The organism is Neisseria sicca, assembly GCF_003044565.1.
Classification (GTDB): domain Bacteria; phylum Pseudomonadota; class Gammaproteobacteria; order Burkholderiales; family Neisseriaceae; genus Neisseria; species Neisseria sicca_A.
The window spans coordinates 667,642-683,340 of sequence record NZ_POXG01000001.1; the positions used below are offsets into that span (position 1 = coordinate 667,642).

Annotated in this window: 15 protein-coding genes; 9 read left to right on the forward strand and 6 right to left on the reverse strand. The window is 52.7% G+C overall.

What is annotated here, in order from left to right; genetic code table 11:
* Nucleotides 1-76: 76 nt before the first annotated feature.
* Nucleotides 77-562: a DUF4189 domain-containing protein gene (locus DBZ16_RS03615; protein WP_107812945.1), complete on the reverse strand. Its 486-nt coding sequence runs from the start codon at nt 560-562 to the stop codon at nt 77-79.
* A 315-nt stretch (nt 563-877) separates the two neighbouring features.
* Between DBZ16_RS03615 and tpx the strand changes: the two genes are divergently transcribed.
* Nucleotides 878-1,372, forward strand: a complete 495-nt coding sequence (gene tpx / locus DBZ16_RS03620) for a thiol peroxidase (RefSeq protein ID WP_107812946.1) — start codon at nt 878-880, stop codon at nt 1,370-1,372.
* Between the two features lie 67 nt (nt 1,373-1,439).
* Here tpx and DBZ16_RS15355 read toward each other — a convergent pair whose 3' ends face one another.
* Nucleotides 1,440-1,604, reverse strand: coding sequence for a hypothetical protein (locus DBZ16_RS15355; RefSeq protein WP_003760121.1), 165 nt, complete (start codon nt 1,602-1,604; stop codon nt 1,440-1,442).
* On the reverse strand, nt 1,604-2,509 hold the full coding sequence (gene hemF, locus DBZ16_RS03625) for an oxygen-dependent coproporphyrinogen oxidase (RefSeq protein ID WP_107812947.1): 906 nt from the start codon (nt 2,507-2,509) through the stop codon (nt 1,604-1,606). Before hemF ends, DBZ16_RS15355 begins: the two co-directional genes overlap by 1 nt.
* Here hemF and DBZ16_RS14765 point away from each other — a divergent pair.
* A complete protein-coding gene (locus DBZ16_RS14765; protein WP_159070295.1) occupies nt 2,508-2,708 on the forward strand; it encodes a hypothetical protein in 201 nt (66 codons plus the stop codon). The genes hemF and DBZ16_RS14765 overlap by 2 nt on opposite strands.
* Here the strand turns inward: DBZ16_RS14765 and tadA are convergent.
* Both tadA and miaA read right to left on the reverse strand, forming a co-directional pair.
* Nucleotides 2,670-3,392 (reverse strand): tRNA adenosine(34) deaminase TadA, encoded by a 723-nt coding sequence (gene tadA / locus DBZ16_RS03630; protein ID WP_205836774.1) that lies wholly within the window; start codon nt 3,390-3,392, stop codon nt 2,670-2,672. The genes DBZ16_RS14765 and tadA overlap by 39 nt on opposite strands.
* Before the next feature lie 14 nt (nt 3,393-3,406).
* Nucleotides 3,407-4,348, reverse strand: coding sequence for a tRNA (adenosine(37)-N6)-dimethylallyltransferase MiaA (gene miaA, locus DBZ16_RS03635; protein WP_107812949.1), 942 nt, complete (start codon nt 4,346-4,348; stop codon nt 3,407-3,409).
* Nucleotides 4,349-4,612: 264 nt separating this feature from the next.
* On the opposite strand from miaA, the gene DBZ16_RS03645 reads away from it, so the two are divergent.
* Nucleotides 4,613-5,194 carry a superoxide dismutase gene (locus DBZ16_RS03645; protein WP_107812950.1) on the forward strand — a complete coding sequence of 194 codons (582 nt, stop codon included), beginning with the start codon at nt 4,613-4,615 and terminating at the stop codon, nt 5,192-5,194.
* Nucleotides 5,195-5,310: 116 nt separating this feature from the next.
* Here the strand turns inward: DBZ16_RS03645 and DBZ16_RS03650 are convergent, their stop codons facing one another.
* The gene (locus tag DBZ16_RS03650) at nt 5,311-6,684 is read right to left on the reverse strand and encodes a DEAD/DEAH box helicase (RefSeq protein WP_107812951.1); all 1,374 of its coding nucleotides are present in this window, start codon (nt 6,682-6,684) and stop codon (nt 5,311-5,313) included.
* A gap of 305 nt (nt 6,685-6,989) precedes the next feature.
* Between DBZ16_RS03650 and DBZ16_RS03655 the strand changes: the two genes are divergently transcribed.
* From DBZ16_RS03655 to DBZ16_RS03685, 6 genes are all read left to right on the forward strand, one after another.
* A complete protein-coding gene (locus DBZ16_RS03655) occupies nt 6,990-7,418 on the forward strand; it encodes a glycosyl transferase (RefSeq protein WP_240600214.1) in 429 nt (142 codons plus the stop codon).
* Nucleotides 7,419-7,432: 14 nt separating this feature from the next.
* Nucleotides 7,433-8,380 carry a class I SAM-dependent methyltransferase gene (locus DBZ16_RS03660; protein WP_107812952.1) on the forward strand — a complete coding sequence of 316 codons (948 nt, stop codon included), beginning with the start codon at nt 7,433-7,435 and terminating at the stop codon, nt 8,378-8,380.
* A gap of 370 nt (nt 8,381-8,750) precedes the next feature.
* A complete protein-coding gene (gene ypfJ, locus DBZ16_RS03665; RefSeq protein ID WP_107812953.1) occupies nt 8,751-9,587 on the forward strand; it encodes a KPN_02809 family neutral zinc metallopeptidase in 837 nt (278 codons plus the stop codon).
* 120 nt (nt 9,588-9,707) lie between these two features.
* Complete coding sequence (locus DBZ16_RS03670) at nt 9,708-11,090, forward strand: phosphomannomutase/phosphoglucomutase (protein WP_107812954.1); 1,383 nt, start codon at nt 9,708-9,710, stop codon at nt 11,088-11,090.
* 659 nt (nt 11,091-11,749) lie between these two features.
* The gene (locus DBZ16_RS03680) at nt 11,750-13,660 is read left to right on the forward strand and encodes an alpha-amylase family protein (RefSeq protein ID WP_107812955.1); all 1,911 of its coding nucleotides are present in this window, start codon (nt 11,750-11,752) and stop codon (nt 13,658-13,660) included.
* Between the two features lie 422 nt (nt 13,661-14,082).
* On the forward strand, nt 14,083-15,501 hold the full coding sequence (locus DBZ16_RS03685) for an MFS transporter (protein WP_107812956.1): 1,419 nt from the start codon (nt 14,083-14,085) through the stop codon (nt 15,499-15,501).
* The last annotated feature ends 198 nt before the right edge of the window (nt 15,502-15,699 follow it).

Consider the following 15,699-nt stretch of genomic DNA (forward strand, 5'->3'; position numbering starts at 1 on the left):
CCCGTTTACATAGAATATGAATTGAAAGGTCGTCTGAAAGCCATTATGCGGTTTTCAGACGACCTTTTTACACCATTTATTGCGCTTTCAATCGGTTCAACAACGTTTTGACCGTACCGCCGTAATACGCGCTCGAAGTACAGTACACCGTTTCCAAGCCGCATTGCCCTTGCGAACCGTACTTCTTGATACACTGATTCAACGCGACCTGATGGACGCTCTTAAAGCGCGGCGAAGTAATCACTACGGCATTGTTCGTTGTCAGTTTGCCTTCTGCTTTCGGGTAAGCGACGGCGATACAGGTGTTATGAAGCGGAACAACGGATTTACAGCCTGTCGCCTCACCGTTTTGCACGCCGGAAAGCGTGTCCTGCCCGCGGCAAAACGCCTCCAGTTCCGCATTTGCCTCGATTTGCGACATATTTTCTTTAGTCGTTTTAATCAGCAGCGCATCATTGCCGTCATGCGGATTCTGCCACATGGCGAGATAACCATAAGTATCCGCTGCATTCGCGCCCGCTGACAAAATGGTGGCGATAAGTGCCATTACAATCTTTTTCATTATTGATTCCAAATGCTTATGTCGTTAGTTTGACTGCCATTATTATAAAGCAAAGCCCATGGCGAATATATGCCTGCATCACTTTTCGTTTCAAGTCCCTTGTTACAAGGTCGTCTGAAAGCGTTTCTTCTACGAAGTTAAAACGGATATAACACATTTCGTCAAAATCCAATAGACAAAGGTTTCAGCTATACTGTCGGCTGTCGCGGCGTTGGTTCATTTTGCCATGTGCAGTCTTCAAGCCCTCGCCCGATATCGATAACCGATTCATTTCGCTCTATTTATTTCCCAGTCAACCCCAAAAAGGAAACCCTTATGGCTCAAATTACCTTCCACGACAACCCTGTCCATACTTCCGGCGACCTGCCAGCCGTCGGTCAAACCGCGCCTGCATTCAGCCTGACCGCTGCCGACCTGTCCGATAAAACTTTGGCGGATTTTGCGGGCAAGCGCAAAGTTTTGAACATTTTCCCAAGTGTCGATACCGGCGTATGCGCCCAATCCGTGCGTACCTTTAACCAACGCGCGTCTTCTTTGGATAACGCGGTCGTATTGTGCATCTCCGCCGACCTGCCGTTTGCCCAAGCCCGCTTCTGCGGCGCGGAAGGTTTGGACAATGTGGTGAACCTGTCTACGTTCCGCAGCAGCTTTGCCGCTGATTACGGCGTCGCCCTGACCGACAGCCCTTTGCGCGGACTGACTGCGCGCGCCGTTGTGGTTTTGGACGAAAACGACAAAGTCCTGCACAGCGAATTGGTTGCTGAAATTGCCAACGAGCCTAATTACGACGCGGCTTTGGCTGTTTTGTAAACAAGGGTTTTAAAGCTGAAAAGGTCGTCTGAAAAGTTTCAGACGACCTTTTGTCTTTCTTCCTAAACTATTTCGCAGGCGGCTTCAATTCAAACACTTCGGGATGCGCCTTGAAATACTCTACGGCGATAAATCCGCCGCCGATGATGATCACCAGAAACACCGCCATGACAATCATGGCAAGGATGAATTTGTCCGAAGGATGGGCGTCGGGCTTGCGTTTATCCGCCATTATTGCATCTCCGAGAGCCAGTCGCGGGCGGTGAGAAACTCGTTCAGCCGCGCTTCGGGCGAACCTTCTTCCGGCGCGTATTGATACTCGAAACGCACCAAAGGCGGCATGGACATCAAAATGCTTTCAGTGCGCCCGCCGCTTTGCAGGCCGAACAGCGTACCCCTGTCCCAAACCAAATTAAATTCCACATAACGCCCGCGCCGGTAAAGCTGGAAATCGCGTTCGCGTTCGCCATATGGCGTGTTTTTGCGTTTCGCCACAATCGGCAGATACGCTTCGATATAGCCTTCGCCGACCGCCTTGATGAAATTCAGGCAGGTGTCGAAATCCCAGCGGTTCAAATCGTCGAAAAACAAACCGCCCACGCCGCGCGTTTCGCCACGGTGTTTCAGGTAAAAATATTCGTCGCACCATTTTTTGAACTCGGGATAAACCGCTTCCCCAAACGGCGCGCACACGTCCCGCGCGACCGTGTGCCAGTGCAAAATATCTTCTTCAAACGGATAAAACGGCGTCAAATCAAAGCCGCCGCCGAACCACCACACAGGCTCGCCGCCTTCCGGATACGCGATAAAAAAGCGCACGTTCGCATGGCTGGTCGGCACATACGGATTTTTCGGATGAATCACAAGCGACACGCCCATCGCCTCAAACGCCGCGCCCGCCAGTTCAGGGCGGTGCGCCGTCGCCGAAGCAGGCATTTTGCTGCCCTTCACATGCGAAAAATTCACGCCCGCCTGCTCGAATACCGCGCCGTTTTTCAACACGCGGGTTTCGCCTACGCCCAATTTGCCCGTCCATTCTTCACGCGCAAACACCGCCCCGCCGTCTTCTTGCTCAAGCGCGGCGCAGATTTGGTTTTGCAGGTTTTTCAATACGGTTAAAACGGCTTCGGTGTGCATGGCTGGTTCCTTATGGATGGGGTCGTCTGAAAACCGTATTTTAATACGGCGCGGCGGATATTTATCAGAATTGCTGAAAAACGGGATGAAACAAAGTTCGCAATCTCTCAAAAGGTCGTCTGAAATCTTGGATTTAAGTTTTCAGACGACCTTTTTGCGCTTAATACTGTTTGCGTCTCGTCTGAAAAAACGCCTGTAAAACGGCTTTGCATTCGTCTTCCAAAATGCCGCCTTTGATTGCCGTGTGTTTGTTCAGCAGCGGGTTGGCAAACAGATTGACTACGCTGCCTGCCGCGCCGGTTTTGGGTTCTGCCGCGCCGTAGATGACGCGGCGGACGCGGGCTTGGATGATGGCAGAGGCGCACATGGTGCAGGGTTCTAGCGTGATGTAGAGGTCGCACTCGTCGAGGCGGTAGTTTTGAAGGGTGGCACCCGCGGCGGCAAGGGCGCGGATTTCGGCGTGGCGGCTGATGTCGTGGTCGCTGACGCAGGTGTTGTGTGCGGCGGCGATGATTTGATTGTTGGAGACGACGACCGCGCCGACAGGGATTTCGCCGATACGGACGGACTGTTCTGCCTGCACTAAGGCAGCGCGCATGAAGGTTTCCATTTCAGACGACGTGGGGAAAACGGCAACGGGCGGATGGTTTTTGACGGCTTGTTCCAAAGCGGTTTTCTGCGTTTGCGGCAGCTCTTGCGGTTTGATACCGAGCAACAAGGCTTCGAGTTGCCAAAGCGTGCTGCGGGTAACGGTCAGTCCGGCGGCCTTGAGCAGCAGAAAAGCTTGGACGGAACCCGTGTCGCGCAGTTCTTCTACGCTGCGGATGCCGAGGGTTTGTAGGGCGGCTAAGGTTTGCGGGGCGACGGGCGGCGTGGTCAACAGGGTCGTCATGGCTTTTAGATTTGGAAATGGCGGCGGACGAGTGCCAAGGTCGTCTGAACGTGGTCGCCGTCGGTATAGGGGTCGATGCTGTGCGCCAATGGGATTTTGCGCAGCCAAGTGAGTTGGCGTTTGGCAAGTTGGCGGGTAGCGGCGATGCCTTTTTCGACAAAGGTATCGTAATCGGTCAAGCCTTCGAGGTAATCCCATGCCTGCCGGTAGCCGACGCAGCGCATGGAGGGCATATCGGCGGTCAGCTCGGGATATTTTTGGCGCAGGGCGCGCATTTCGTCGATGAAGCCTTGTTCCAGCATTTGTGTGAAACGGCGGGCGATGTTTTCGTGCAGCAAGGCGCGGTTTTCGGGAATCAGGGCGGTGGTACAGAGGTCGAGCGGCGGAGTGTAATCGGCTTCTTCGGCAAAATGCGCACTCAAGGACTTGCCGGTCAGTCGGTACACTTCCAAAGCGCGTTCGATACGTTGGCTGTCGTTCGGTTTCAGACGACCTGCGGTTTCAGGGTCTATGGTTTGCAGGTTTTGATACAGATGCGCCAAGCCGTATCGTTGTTTTTCTTCCTGCAACCGGGCGCGCACGGCGGCATCGGCTTCGGGCAGGTCGTTCAAGCCCTCTGTCAGCGCGTGGAAATACATCATCGTGCCGCCGACAATCAAAGGCAGCATGCCGCGCGCGTGGATTTCCTCCGCCAGCCGCACGCAGTCGCCGACAAACTCCGCAGCGCTGTAAGATTCCGTCGGCAGGATGATGTCGATAAGGTGGTGCGGCACGGCATCAAGCTCGGCAGCCGTTGGCTTTGCCGTGCCGATGTCCATATCGCGGTACACCAGCGCGGAATCGAGGCTGATGATTTCAACCGGCAGGGCTTCGGCGATTTTCAAGGCGAGGGCGGTTTTCCCGCCGGCAGTCGGGCCGAGTATGGCAAAGGCTTTTGGGGTGTTCATATCAAAAGGGGCGTGGGGAAACGGACGGATTATAGCAAAAGGTCGTCTGAAATCATTGCTTCATTCATGATAAATATCTGTATCGACACTTGATTTCCCCCAATTTTTCTCGAACTGTGAAGAAGTCGAAATATCGCTCTGCCCTAGTTTCTTTAATCTAAAGCAGGTAGAATGGCAACCGTTGCCTGATGCGGGCGAACACCCGCATCAGGCAACGAACACTACCAAAATACAATCATATATAAATAATTTAGGAGCACTAAAATGGAACATAAGCTGCCACAACTGCCTTATGAACTGGACGCATTGTCCCCGCATCTGAGCAAAGAGACTTTGGAGTTCCACTACGGCAAACACCATCAAACCTACATTACCAATCTGAACAATCAAATCAAAGGCACTGAATTTGAAAACCTGTCTTTGGAAGAGATTGTGAAAAAATCTTCAGGCGGCGTGTTCAACAACGCAGCCCAAACTTGGAACCACACCTTCTACTGGCTGAGTTTCACGCCTAAAGGTCAAGGCAAACCTTCCGGCGAACTGGCTGCCGCCATCGACGCCAAATGGGGCAGCTTCGAGAAATTCCAAGAAGCGTTCAATGCTTGCGCGGCAGGTACTTTCGGTTCCGGTTGGGCATGGTTGGTGAAAACCCCTGCCGGCGAATTGGATCTGGTTTCCACTTCCAACGCGGCAACTCCGCTGACCACTGAAAACACTCCGCTGCTGACCTGCGACGTATGGGAACACGCCTACTACATCGACTACCGCAACAGCCGCCCCAACTACCTGAAAGGTTTCTGGGAAATCGTCAACTGGGACGAAGTCGCCAAACGCTTTGCCGCTTAAGCTGAACGTTTAAAATAAAATGTCGTCTGAAATCGATTTTCAGACGACCTTTTTGTTGAAGACCGTGATATCAATGTTAATGTTACTTAATACCCGCTATTGATTTGACTTTAGCATCAGCCTCTTTTCGCTGGACGGCTTGGTTTCGAGCCGAAAGAATCGTTGGCTTTACGTTTGCCTTTGAAGCCTTCGCCGCCTTTCTTAAATCCTTCTTTTTTGAAACCCTCGCCGCGCGATTTGCCGCCGAAGCCTTCTTTGCCCGGTTTCTTATCACCGCGCCAGCCGCCGGATTTTCTATCACCCCAGCCGCCTTTACCTTTCGGTTTACCGCCTGCGGATTTGCGCTTGCGGGTCGGCTCCATGCCTTCGACGGTCACTTCGTTCAGCTTACGGTCGATATATTTTTCGATTTTGTGTACTTTGATGTATTCGTTCACTTCGGCAAAGGTAATCGCAATACCTGTGCGCCCTGCCCGTCCGGTACGGCCAATGCGGTGAACGTAGTCTTCCGCCTGTTTCGGCAGGTCGTAGTTGATAACGTGGGTGATGGTCGGTACGTCGATACCGCGTGCGGCAACGTCGGTGGCAACCAAAATTTTGCAGCGGCCTTTGCGCAAATCCATCAACGTGCGGTTACGCCAGCCTTGCGGCATGTCGCCGTGCAGGCAGTTGGCGGCAAAACCTTTTTCGTACAAATCGTCGGCGATGACTTCGGTCATGGCTTTGGTGGATGTGAAGATCACGCATTGGTCGATATTGGCGTCGCGCAGGATGTGGTCGAGCAGGCGGTTTTTGTGGCGCATATCGTCGCAATAAAGCAGCTGCTCTTCGATTTTGCCTTGGTCGTCCACGCGCTCGACTTCGACGACTTCAGGGTTTTTCGTCAGTTTGCGTGCCAGTTTGCCGACCGCACCGTCCCAAGTGGCGGAGAATAATAAAGTCTGACGGTCGGTCGGTGTGGCTTCGACGATGGTTTCGATGTCGTCGATAAAGCCCATGTCCAACATACGGTCTGCTTCGTCCAAAATCAGCACTTCCAAACGGTCAAAATCGACTTTGCCGCTTTGCATCAAGTCCATCAGACGACCCGGAGTGGCGACAATCAGGTCAACCGGTTTGCTCAGGGCGCGGGTTTGGTAGCCGAACGATGCGCCGCCGACGATGCTGACGGTACGGAACCAACGCATATTTTTGGCGTACGCCAGCGCGTTTTTCTCGACTTGCGCCGCCAATTCGCGGGTTGGGGTCAACACCAACGCGCGCGGGCCTTTGCCAGGTTTTTCGCTGCGTTTGGTCAGCCGCTGCAAAGTCGGCAGCAGGAATGCGGCAGTTTTGCCGGAGCCGGTTTGCGCCGAAGCCATGATGTCGCGGCCTTCCAAAGCAAACGGAATGGCTTGCGCCTGAATCGGCGTCGGGCTTTCGTAACCCTCGCTGCTTACGGCGGACAAAATGTTTTTATCAAGGTTCAAATCGGCAAATTTAATAGACATGGCTATCCTAAAAAGACAACAACGCGCACGCCTGAACAGTTTTCAGACGACCTGAAGCAAAGGAAAGTAACGATACGGGAAATGTGAAGTTACAGGGTTGTCGCAAGCATCTTGCTTGTAGTTAACATCGACGACAACCTGCACAGAAAGGCTTGGCAAATAAGCAAGCAATAAAAGAAACGCGCCCGAAACGGCGTTTTAGGTTGGAAGACGATGGCTTCGTATAAAAAGGCGAACGGCGGATAATAAAGTAGAACCCTGCCGAGGTCAAGCAAAACAGACTTTTTTCGCAAAATCAAGCTATAATGACGCATCAATCAACTTACCGTAAAGCCGTCATGAACCTTCTCAAAACCGCCGCCCTATTACCCACCCTTACCGTGTCCCTGTTATTGAGCGCGTGCGGCGGTTCGGAAGCCTATCGCGGCGAATGGAAGGCAATGGCGCCCGACGGCTCGAAAGCCCAAATCAGCTTCGCGGAAAAAAGTTTTACCGTAAAAGACGAAAAAGGCGCGCAAACCGTTTACGAATACACCCAAAACAAATACCAATATGAAAACGGCAGAACCAGCTACGGCATTGATATTAAAAACAGCTCTGAAATGCTGATTATTTTTCCGTTTAAAGGCAACGAGACCCGTGCCGCCATGACCGCGCCCGACAATACGCTTATTTATACCCTTGACCGCAACAACTACGTCCCCGCCCAAGAATTCTGGAAACTTCCCCGATAAGGCCGTCTGAAACCATGACCGACATCACTCCCTTCGCCAACCGCATGGGCAAAAACATCAAACACCTCATGAAATGGGCGAAACGCAACGGCATCGAAGCCTGGCGCATTTACGACCGCGACATCCCCCAATTCCCCTTTGCCGTCGATGTTTACGGCGACCAAATCCACCTTCAGGAATACGATACCGGCTGGCTGATGCAGCCCAAAGAATACGAAGCGTGGCTTGCCGAAGTATTGGAAGCCGTCGCCTTCGTTACCGGTTTTGCGCCCGAACAAATCCACCTCAAACGCCGCGAACGCCAAAAAGGCCTGCAGCAATACGAAAAAACCGGCAAAACCGGCGACGATTTCGTCATCACCGAAAACGGCCGCAAGTTTTGGGTCAACCTCGACAAATACCTCGACACCGGCCTCTTTCTCGACCACCGCAACACGCGCAAAAAAGTCGGCGAAACCGCAGCGGGCAAACGCTTCCTCAACCTGTTTTCCTACACCGGCAGCTTCACCGTCTATGCAGCCACCGGCGGCGCAACGTCCAGCGAAACCGTCGATTTGTCCAACACTTATCTCGATTGGGCAAAACGCAATTTCGAGCTCAACGGCATCAGCCCCGAACAACACCAAATCGTCCGTGCCGACGTGTTCCAATACCTGCAAAACACCGCCGCCGAAGGCAAACAGTTCGACCTTATCGTCATGGATCCGCCCAGTTTCTCCAACAGCAAAAAGATGCTCGACATCCTCGATATCCAGCGCGACCACAAAAAATTAATTGACGGCGCAATGAACCTACTCGCTTCAGACGGCATTTTGTACTTCTCCAACAACTTGCGCAGCTTCGTCTTGGACGACTCGGTATCAGAACAATACGCCGTCAAAGACATTTCCAAACAATCCGTTCCCGACGATTTCCGCAACAAGAAAATCCATCAATGCTGGGAAATCAGACACAAAGCCTGACCATCCTCAGTCGTTGCTTGAAAGCCCCAACGCTTTATCCGACTTTACTTTTCAGACGACCTCTCAGGCTTATACGTCCAAAGGTCGTCTGAAAACTGGCAAAACGGCTTTCAGACGACCTCATCAAGCTTGATTCAAGCCCCCTCATCCCCATTTTCAGCCTATAAAACGGGTTGGGATACCATCTGTCACTCAGCTATATAGTGGATTAAATTTAAATCAGGACAAGGTGACGAAGCCGCAGACAGTACAGATAGTACGGCAAGGCGAGGCAACGCCGTACTGGTTTAAAGTTAATCCACTATACAAGTCCCGCCCCGCTTCACGGTATAATCAGCCCCATATCACTTCACAACAAGGAACACACAAGATGGATTGGAAAGGACGCGAACAGAGTCAAAACGTAGAAGACCGACGCGGCAGCAGTGGAGGCGGCGGTGGAAGAACGCCCGGCATCCTCGGCATCATCGTCGTTTTGGTCGGTGCTTATTACGGCGTCGATTTGAGCGGCTTGGTCGGCACGCCTTCCATGGGTACAGGCTCGACCCAAACCTCCCAGCTCAAACCTCAGGAAGAAGCCGAGCTGAACGAACTTGCCCGCGTCGTCCTCGCCGATACGGAAAAAGCTTGGGGCAGCTATTTCAAACAACACGGACAAAATTACACCCCGACCACGCTGGTGTTATACAACGGCGGCACATCCACAGCCTGTGGCATGGGTCAATCGGCAATGGGTCCGTTTTACTGCCCGGGCGACCAAAAAGTCTATCTCGACTTAGACTTCTATAGAGATATGCAGACCAAACTCAACTCTGCCAGCGATGCCGCGTTTGCCTACGTCATTGCACACGAAGTCGGGCACCACGTTCAAAACCTGCTCGGTATCCTGCCCAAAGTCCACAGAATGCAGCAACAGGTCGGCAAAAAAGAAGCTAACGCCCTTTCCGTCAAACTCGAATTGCAGGCGGACTGCTACGCGGGCATTTGGGGGCATTACGCCGTCAACAATAATATCTTCAAAGCCGAAGACATCACTAAAGCCATGCTGGCTGCCGAATCCGTCGGCGATGACCGCCTGCAGAAAGAGGGGCAGGGCTACGTCGTTCCCGACAGTTTTACACACGGCTCGTCCGAACAGCGCATGGCATGGCTCAAACGCGGTTTGGACAGCGGCGACATCAACCAATGCAACACTTTCGGTAACTGATTGAAACCGCAGCAAATGTTATTTGATATAACCCCCAAAGGTCGTCTGAAAGCCTTCAGACGACCTTTGCCTATGTTAGAATAAGCCCGTTTTCCATTCACAATCACAAAGGAAACCATCATGGCAAATATTGCCCGCGACATCTTCAAAGCCTACGACATCCGAGGCATTGTCGGCAAAACCCTGACCAACGAAGCCGCCTACCTTATCGGCAAAGCCATCGCCACCCAAGCCGCCGAAAAAGGCATCACCCGCATCGCACTCGGACGCGACGGACGCTTGAGCGGTCCCGAATTGATGGAACACATCCAACGCGGCTTTACCGACAGCTGCATCGACGTCCTCAATGTCGGCATGGTCGCCACCCCCATGCTTTATTTCGCCGCCATCAACGAATGCGGTGGCAGCGGCGTGATGATTACCGGCAGCCACAACCCGCCCGATTACAACGGTTTCAAAATGATGCTCGGCGGCGAGACCCTCGCAGGCGAAGCCATCCAAGAGTTGCTCGCCCTGATCGAAGCCGACAAACTGACCGCTTCCGACAAAAAAGGCAGCGTCACTGAAAAAGACATCTCAAGCGAATACCATAACCACATCGTCGGCCACATCAAACTCAAACGCCCGATGAAAATCGCCATCGACGCGGGCAACGGCGTAGGCGGCGCGTTCGCAGGCAAACTCTATAAAGGCTTGGGCAACGAAGTAACCGAACTTTTCTGCGAAGTGGACGGCAATTTCCCCAACCACCATCCCGACCCATCCAAACCGAAAAACCTGCAAGATTTGATTGCCGCACTGAAAAACAGCGATGCCGAAATCGGCTTGGCGTTTGACGGCGATGCCGACCGCTTGGGCGTCGTCACCAAAGACGGCAACATCATCTATCCCGACCGCCAGTTGATGCTGTTCGCCCAAGACGTTTTAAGCCGCAATCCCGGCGCGAAAGTCATCTTCGACGTGAAATCCACCCGCCTGCTGGCTCCGTGGATTAAAGAACACGGCGGCGAACCCGTCATGGAAAAAACCGGCCACAGCTTCATCAAGTCCGCTATGAAAAAAACCGGCGCGCTGGTTGCCGGCGAAATGAGCGGACACGTCTTCTTCAAAGAACGCTGGTTCGGCTTCGACGACGGTCTGTATGCCGGTGCGCGCCTCTTGGAAATCCTGTCCGCCTTCGACAATCCGTCTGAAGTGTTAAACAACCTGCCGCAAAGCATTTCCACGCCCGAACTCAATATCGACCTGCCCGAAGGCAGCAACGGCCATCAGGTTATCGACGAACTCGCCGCCAAAGCCAAATTCGAAGGCGCGACCGAAATCATCACCATCGACGGTCTGCGCGTCGAATTCCCCGATGGCTTCGGTCTGATGCGCGCTTCCAATACCACGCCGATTTTGGTGTTGCGCTTCGAGGCAGATTCCGACGAAGCCATTGAGCGGATTCAAAACCAGTTTAAAGCCGTCATCGAAAGCAATCCCGCGCTTAAATGGCCGCTGTAAACGGTTAACGCTTTAAATCCCAAAAGGTCGTCTGAAAACCGATATTGCAGGTTTTCAGACGACCTTTTATAGTGGATTAACTTTAAATCAGGACAAGACGAAGCAACACCGTACTGGTTTAAAGTTAATCCACTATATTTCGATGTTTCCGCTCTTTAAACTCAGTCAGGGCAACGCCCTACTATTCCAAGCCAATACGCCCAAACTTCCCCATCAAAGACCTTTGACTTCCATCAAACAAAATTATCTTCTTCAAAAAACGCCCGTTGTCCTTTACCCAAGAAAATAAATGCGTTCACATCCTTATCAAATACTCAAATATTGCTTATTGGATAAATACACAGCCGACGCATCGGCAAATTATTGTTCAAAACATAAAAAAATAGAGCCATTTATATAAAAATTAACCACCCAATTAACATTAAATACCAAGCATTCAAACCCACTCCAACCCATACGAAAAAATCCACACCGTTTTCAGACGACCCCAACCCGATTAAAAGCCTATTTTCCCAAGCATTTCAGGCTACTATGCACAAACAGCTTCTTACAGTATGATGGACTTCTCAATTTTGCCTTAAGCCTGCATGAGTTTCCGCAGCGCAGGCAGCAGGAATCAGGCTTCCAAACAAATCCAACCTCAACTCGGAGTAAACATCATGTTGACCCAGACCCAACAGGTCGATTTGACCCTGCATCATCTCAAAGAGCGCGCCTTGGCAGAATATAGCCCACAACAGCGTGCGACCGTCGAAGCTTCCGAAGACTGGAAACAGTTTGACAGACGTTTGAACGAGCATTTTCCCAAGCTGATGCACGAGCTGGACAACGTTTACAACGACAACGAAGCCGTCCTGCCCATGCTGGAACAACTGATTGCACAAGCATGGCAAAGCTATTCCCAACGCGACAAGTCTCTGAAAGCGATTGATGCCGCGCGTGAGAGCGATCCCGATTGGATTTTGTCCAACAAACAGGTCGGCGGCGTGTGTTATGTCGATTTGTTCGCGGGCGATTTGAAAGGCTTAAAAGCCAAAATCCCTTATTTTCAAGAGCTAGGGCTGACTTATCTGCACATGATGCCCCTGTTTAAATGTCCCGAAGGCAAAAGCGACGGCGGCTATGCAGTCAGCAGCTACCGCGATGTCAATCCTGCTTTGGGTACGATAGACGATTTGCGCGATGTCATTGCCGCGCTGCACGAAGCGGGTATTTCCGCCGTCGTCGATTTCATCTTCAACCACACTTCCAACGAACACGAATGGGCGAAAGGCTGCGCCGCCGGCAATCCGCTTTTCGACAATTTCTACTACATCTTCCCCGACCGCTGGATGCCCGACCAATACGACCGCACCCTGCGCGAAATCTTCCCCGATCAGCATCCGGGCGGCTTCTCCCAATTAGAAGACGGACGCTGGGTATGGACGACGTTCAATTCCTTCCAATGGGATTTGAATTACAGCAATCCTTGGGTATTCCGCGCCATGGCGGGCGAAATGATGTTCCTCGCCAATTTGGGCGTTGACATCCTGCGTATGGACGCCGTTGCCTTCATTTGGAAACAAATGGGCACTTGCTGCGAAAACCTGCCACAAGCCCATGCCTTAATCCGCGCATTCAACGCCGTCATGCGCATCGCTGCACCTGCCGTGTTCTTCAAATCCGAAGCTATCGTCCACCCCGACCAAGTCGTCCAATACATCGGACAAGACGAATGCCAAATCGGCTACAACCCGCTGCAAATGGCATTGTTGTGGAACACCCTCGCCACCCGCGAGGTCAACCTGCTCCACCAAGCCCTTTCCTACCGCCACAACCTGCCCAACCATACCGCATGGGTCAACTACGTCCGCAGCCATGACGACATCGGCTGGACGTTCGCCGACGAAGACGCATCGCAATTCGGCATCCACGGCTACGACCACCGCCAATTCCTCAACCGTTTCTTCGTCAACCATTTCGACGGCAGCTTCGCGCGCGGCGTCCCTTTCCAATACAACCCCAACACCGGCGACTGCCGCGTCAGCGGCACTGCCGCCGCCCTCGCCGGTCTGGCGCAACACGACCCACACGCCGTTGACCGCATCAAACTCTTGTACAGCATCGTCCTGAGTACCGGCGGTCTGCCGCTGATTTATCTCGGCGACGAAGTCGGCACGCTCAACGACGACGACTGGTCAAGCGACAGCAATAAGAGCGACGACAGCCGCTGGGCGCACCGTCCGCGTTACAACGCCGAGTTGTACGAACAACGCCACGACTCATCAACCGCGGCAGGACAAATCTATCAAGGTCTGCGTCACATGATAGACATCCGTCAAAACAACCCGCGCTTGGGCGGCGGCCGTCTGGTTACCTTCAACACCAACAACAAACACATCATCGGCTACATCCGCAACAACGCGCTTTTGGCGTTCGGCAACTTCAGCGAACACGCGCAAACCATCAGCGCGCACACCCTGCAAGCCATGCCCGCCCGCGCCAAAGACCTCATCAGCGGCGAGACCGTGGCACTGAATCAGGATTTGGTGCTGCGCCCCTACCAAGTGATGTGGCTCGAAATTGCCTGATGATTGAAGCGACTTAAAAACGCAAAGGTCGTCTGAAAACCGGTATTTTCCGTTTTCAGACGACCTTTTTGACAAAACTGATGTTCCACACATAATCTGTCCGCCGCCTTTTTATAGTGGATTAAATTTAAACCAGTACGGCGTTGCCTCGTCTTAGCTCAAAGAGAACGATTCTCTAAGGTGCTGAAGCACCAAGTGAATCGGTTCCGTACTATTTGTACTGTCTGCGGCTTCTTCGCCTTGTCCTGATTTTTGTTAATCCACTATACATGATGAGCGCAAGTTCATTCCCTGATTCCCAATCCAACAAATAAATCTCTAAAAAATCGTCATTCAACAGCCATTCGGTTCGCATCCCAAAGCCTGAAAGAGCAAGCCGCCTTTCAGACGACCTCCTGCCAAATCAGTTACAATTCATCCCTATGAACACAACCGAATCAAACGTTTCGGAAACGCCGCCCGTCCGCCCGTCCCGCTGGCTACCGCTGCTTTTGGCGATTGCGATTTTCATGCAGATGCTGGACGCGACGATTCTGAACACCGCCCTGCCCGAAATTGCCAAAGATTTCCAAGTATCGCCGCTCAATATGCAGCTGGCGGCGATTTCCTATACGCTGACCGTCGCCCTGCTGATTCCTTTAAGCGGCTATTTGGTGGACAGGTTCGGCACTAAAAACGTATTTTTCGGCTCGGTCGGCATTTTCATGCTTGGATCGGCATTGTGTGCAGCGGCAACCAATCTGCCCATGCTGGTGATGGCGCGGGTGATTCAGGGCATAGGCGGGTCGATGTTGGTACCCGTGCCGCGCCTAACGATTTTGCGCGTGTACGACAAATCCCAACTCTTAAACGCCATCAATTATGCCGTAATGCCCGCGCTGATCGGCCCGATATTCGGTCCTTTGGTCGGCGGCTATTTGGTCGAATACGCATCTTGGCATTGGATTTTCCTGCTGAACCTGCCCATAGGGCTGCTTGGCGTCTTGCTGGGCTGGCGGATTATGCCCGATGTCAAAGGCGAAAATACCACGCTGGACTTGAGCGGCTACCTGACTTTCGCTTCGGCGGCGTGTCTCTTGATGTTGGCAGTGGAAATGGTGTCCCACTCTGGCGCAGTTTGGTTTTCGCTCTTGCTCGCCATCGGCGGTACGGCATTCGCCCTGCTCTACTACCGCCACATGAAAACCGCCGCCAACCCGATTTATGCGGCGGATTTGTTCCAAGTCCGCACCTTCCGACTGGGTCTGACAGGCAACCTGTTCAGCAGGCTCGGCATCAGTTCCATCCCCTTTTTGCTGCCGCTATTGTTTCAAGTCGCATTCGGATTTGCCGCCAGCATATCCGGCTGGCTGGTCGCCCCCGTCGCTTTCGCCTCGCTTGCCGTCAAACCGCTCATCAAACCCCTGATGTCGCGCTTTGGCTACCGCAGCGTGTTGATTTGGAACACGCGCCTCCTCGCCATATTGATTATGCTGCTTGCCCTACCCGACGCGGACACGTCCTTAAGCGTATGGATTGTCCTGCTGCTCCTCATCGGCATCTGCAACTCCATCCAATTCTCCGCCATGAACACCCTGACCATCGCCGACCTGCGCGCGCACCAAACCGGCAGCGGCAACAGCCTGATGGCAGTCAACCAACAACTCGCCATCAGCCTCGGCATTGCGCTCGGCGCGCTTATCCTGCAAAACTGGTCACAAAGCAGCTTCACCGCAGGCAACCTCCACCTTTCATTCCGCCTTACCCTGCTTTCCATCGGCTTGATTACCCTCGTCTCCAGCATCATATTCAGCCGCCTGCACATTTCCGATGGACGCAATCTAACGACTTCAAAAAAATAGGTTAAAATGCGAACCGTATAAACATCGAACTTCTTTTCAGACGACCCTTCTAAATATAGTGGATTAACAAAAATCAGGACAAGGCGACGAAGCCGCAGACAGTACAGATAGTACAGAACCGATTCACTTGGTGCTTCAGCACCTTAGAGAATCGTTCTCTTTGAGCTAAGGCGAGGCAACGCCGTACTGGTTTAAAGT

Coding starts and splice junctions, on each gene's coding strand:
- ypfJ (WP_107812953.1), top strand. CDS start 8,751: ATGGATTGGAAAGGACGCGAACAGAGTCAAAACGTAGAAGACCGACGC.
- DBZ16_RS03615 (WP_107812945.1), bottom strand. CDS start 562: ATGAAAAAGATTGTAATGGCACTTATCGCCACCATTTTGTCAGCGGGC.
- DBZ16_RS03650 (WP_107812951.1), bottom strand. CDS start 6,684: ATGTCTATTAAATTTGCCGATTTGAACCTTGATAAAAACATTTTGTCC.
- DBZ16_RS14765 (WP_159070295.1), top strand. CDS start 2,508: ATGGCTGGTTCCTTATGGATGGGGTCGTCTGAAAACCGTATTTTAATA.
- DBZ16_RS03670 (WP_107812954.1), top strand. CDS start 9,708: ATGGCAAATATTGCCCGCGACATCTTCAAAGCCTACGACATCCGAGGC.
- tpx (WP_107812946.1), top strand. CDS start 878: ATGGCTCAAATTACCTTCCACGACAACCCTGTCCATACTTCCGGCGAC.
- DBZ16_RS15355 (WP_003760121.1), bottom strand. CDS start 1,604: ATGGCGGATAAACGCAAGCCCGACGCCCATCCTTCGGACAAATTCATC.
- miaA (WP_107812949.1), bottom strand. CDS start 4,348: ATGAACACCCCAAAAGCCTTTGCCATACTCGGCCCGACTGCCGGCGGG.
- DBZ16_RS03685 (WP_107812956.1), top strand. CDS start 14,083: ATGAACACAACCGAATCAAACGTTTCGGAAACGCCGCCCGTCCGCCCG.
- DBZ16_RS03680 (WP_107812955.1), top strand. CDS start 11,750: ATGTTGACCCAGACCCAACAGGTCGATTTGACCCTGCATCATCTCAAA.
- hemF (WP_107812947.1), bottom strand. CDS start 2,509: ATGCACACCGAAGCCGTTTTAACCGTATTGAAAAACCTGCAAAACCAA.
- DBZ16_RS03655 (WP_240600214.1), top strand. CDS start 6,990: ATGACGCATCAATCAACTTACCGTAAAGCCGTCATGAACCTTCTCAAA.
- DBZ16_RS03645 (WP_107812950.1), top strand. CDS start 4,613: ATGGAACATAAGCTGCCACAACTGCCTTATGAACTGGACGCATTGTCC.
- DBZ16_RS03660 (WP_107812952.1), top strand. CDS start 7,433: ATGACCGACATCACTCCCTTCGCCAACCGCATGGGCAAAAACATCAAA.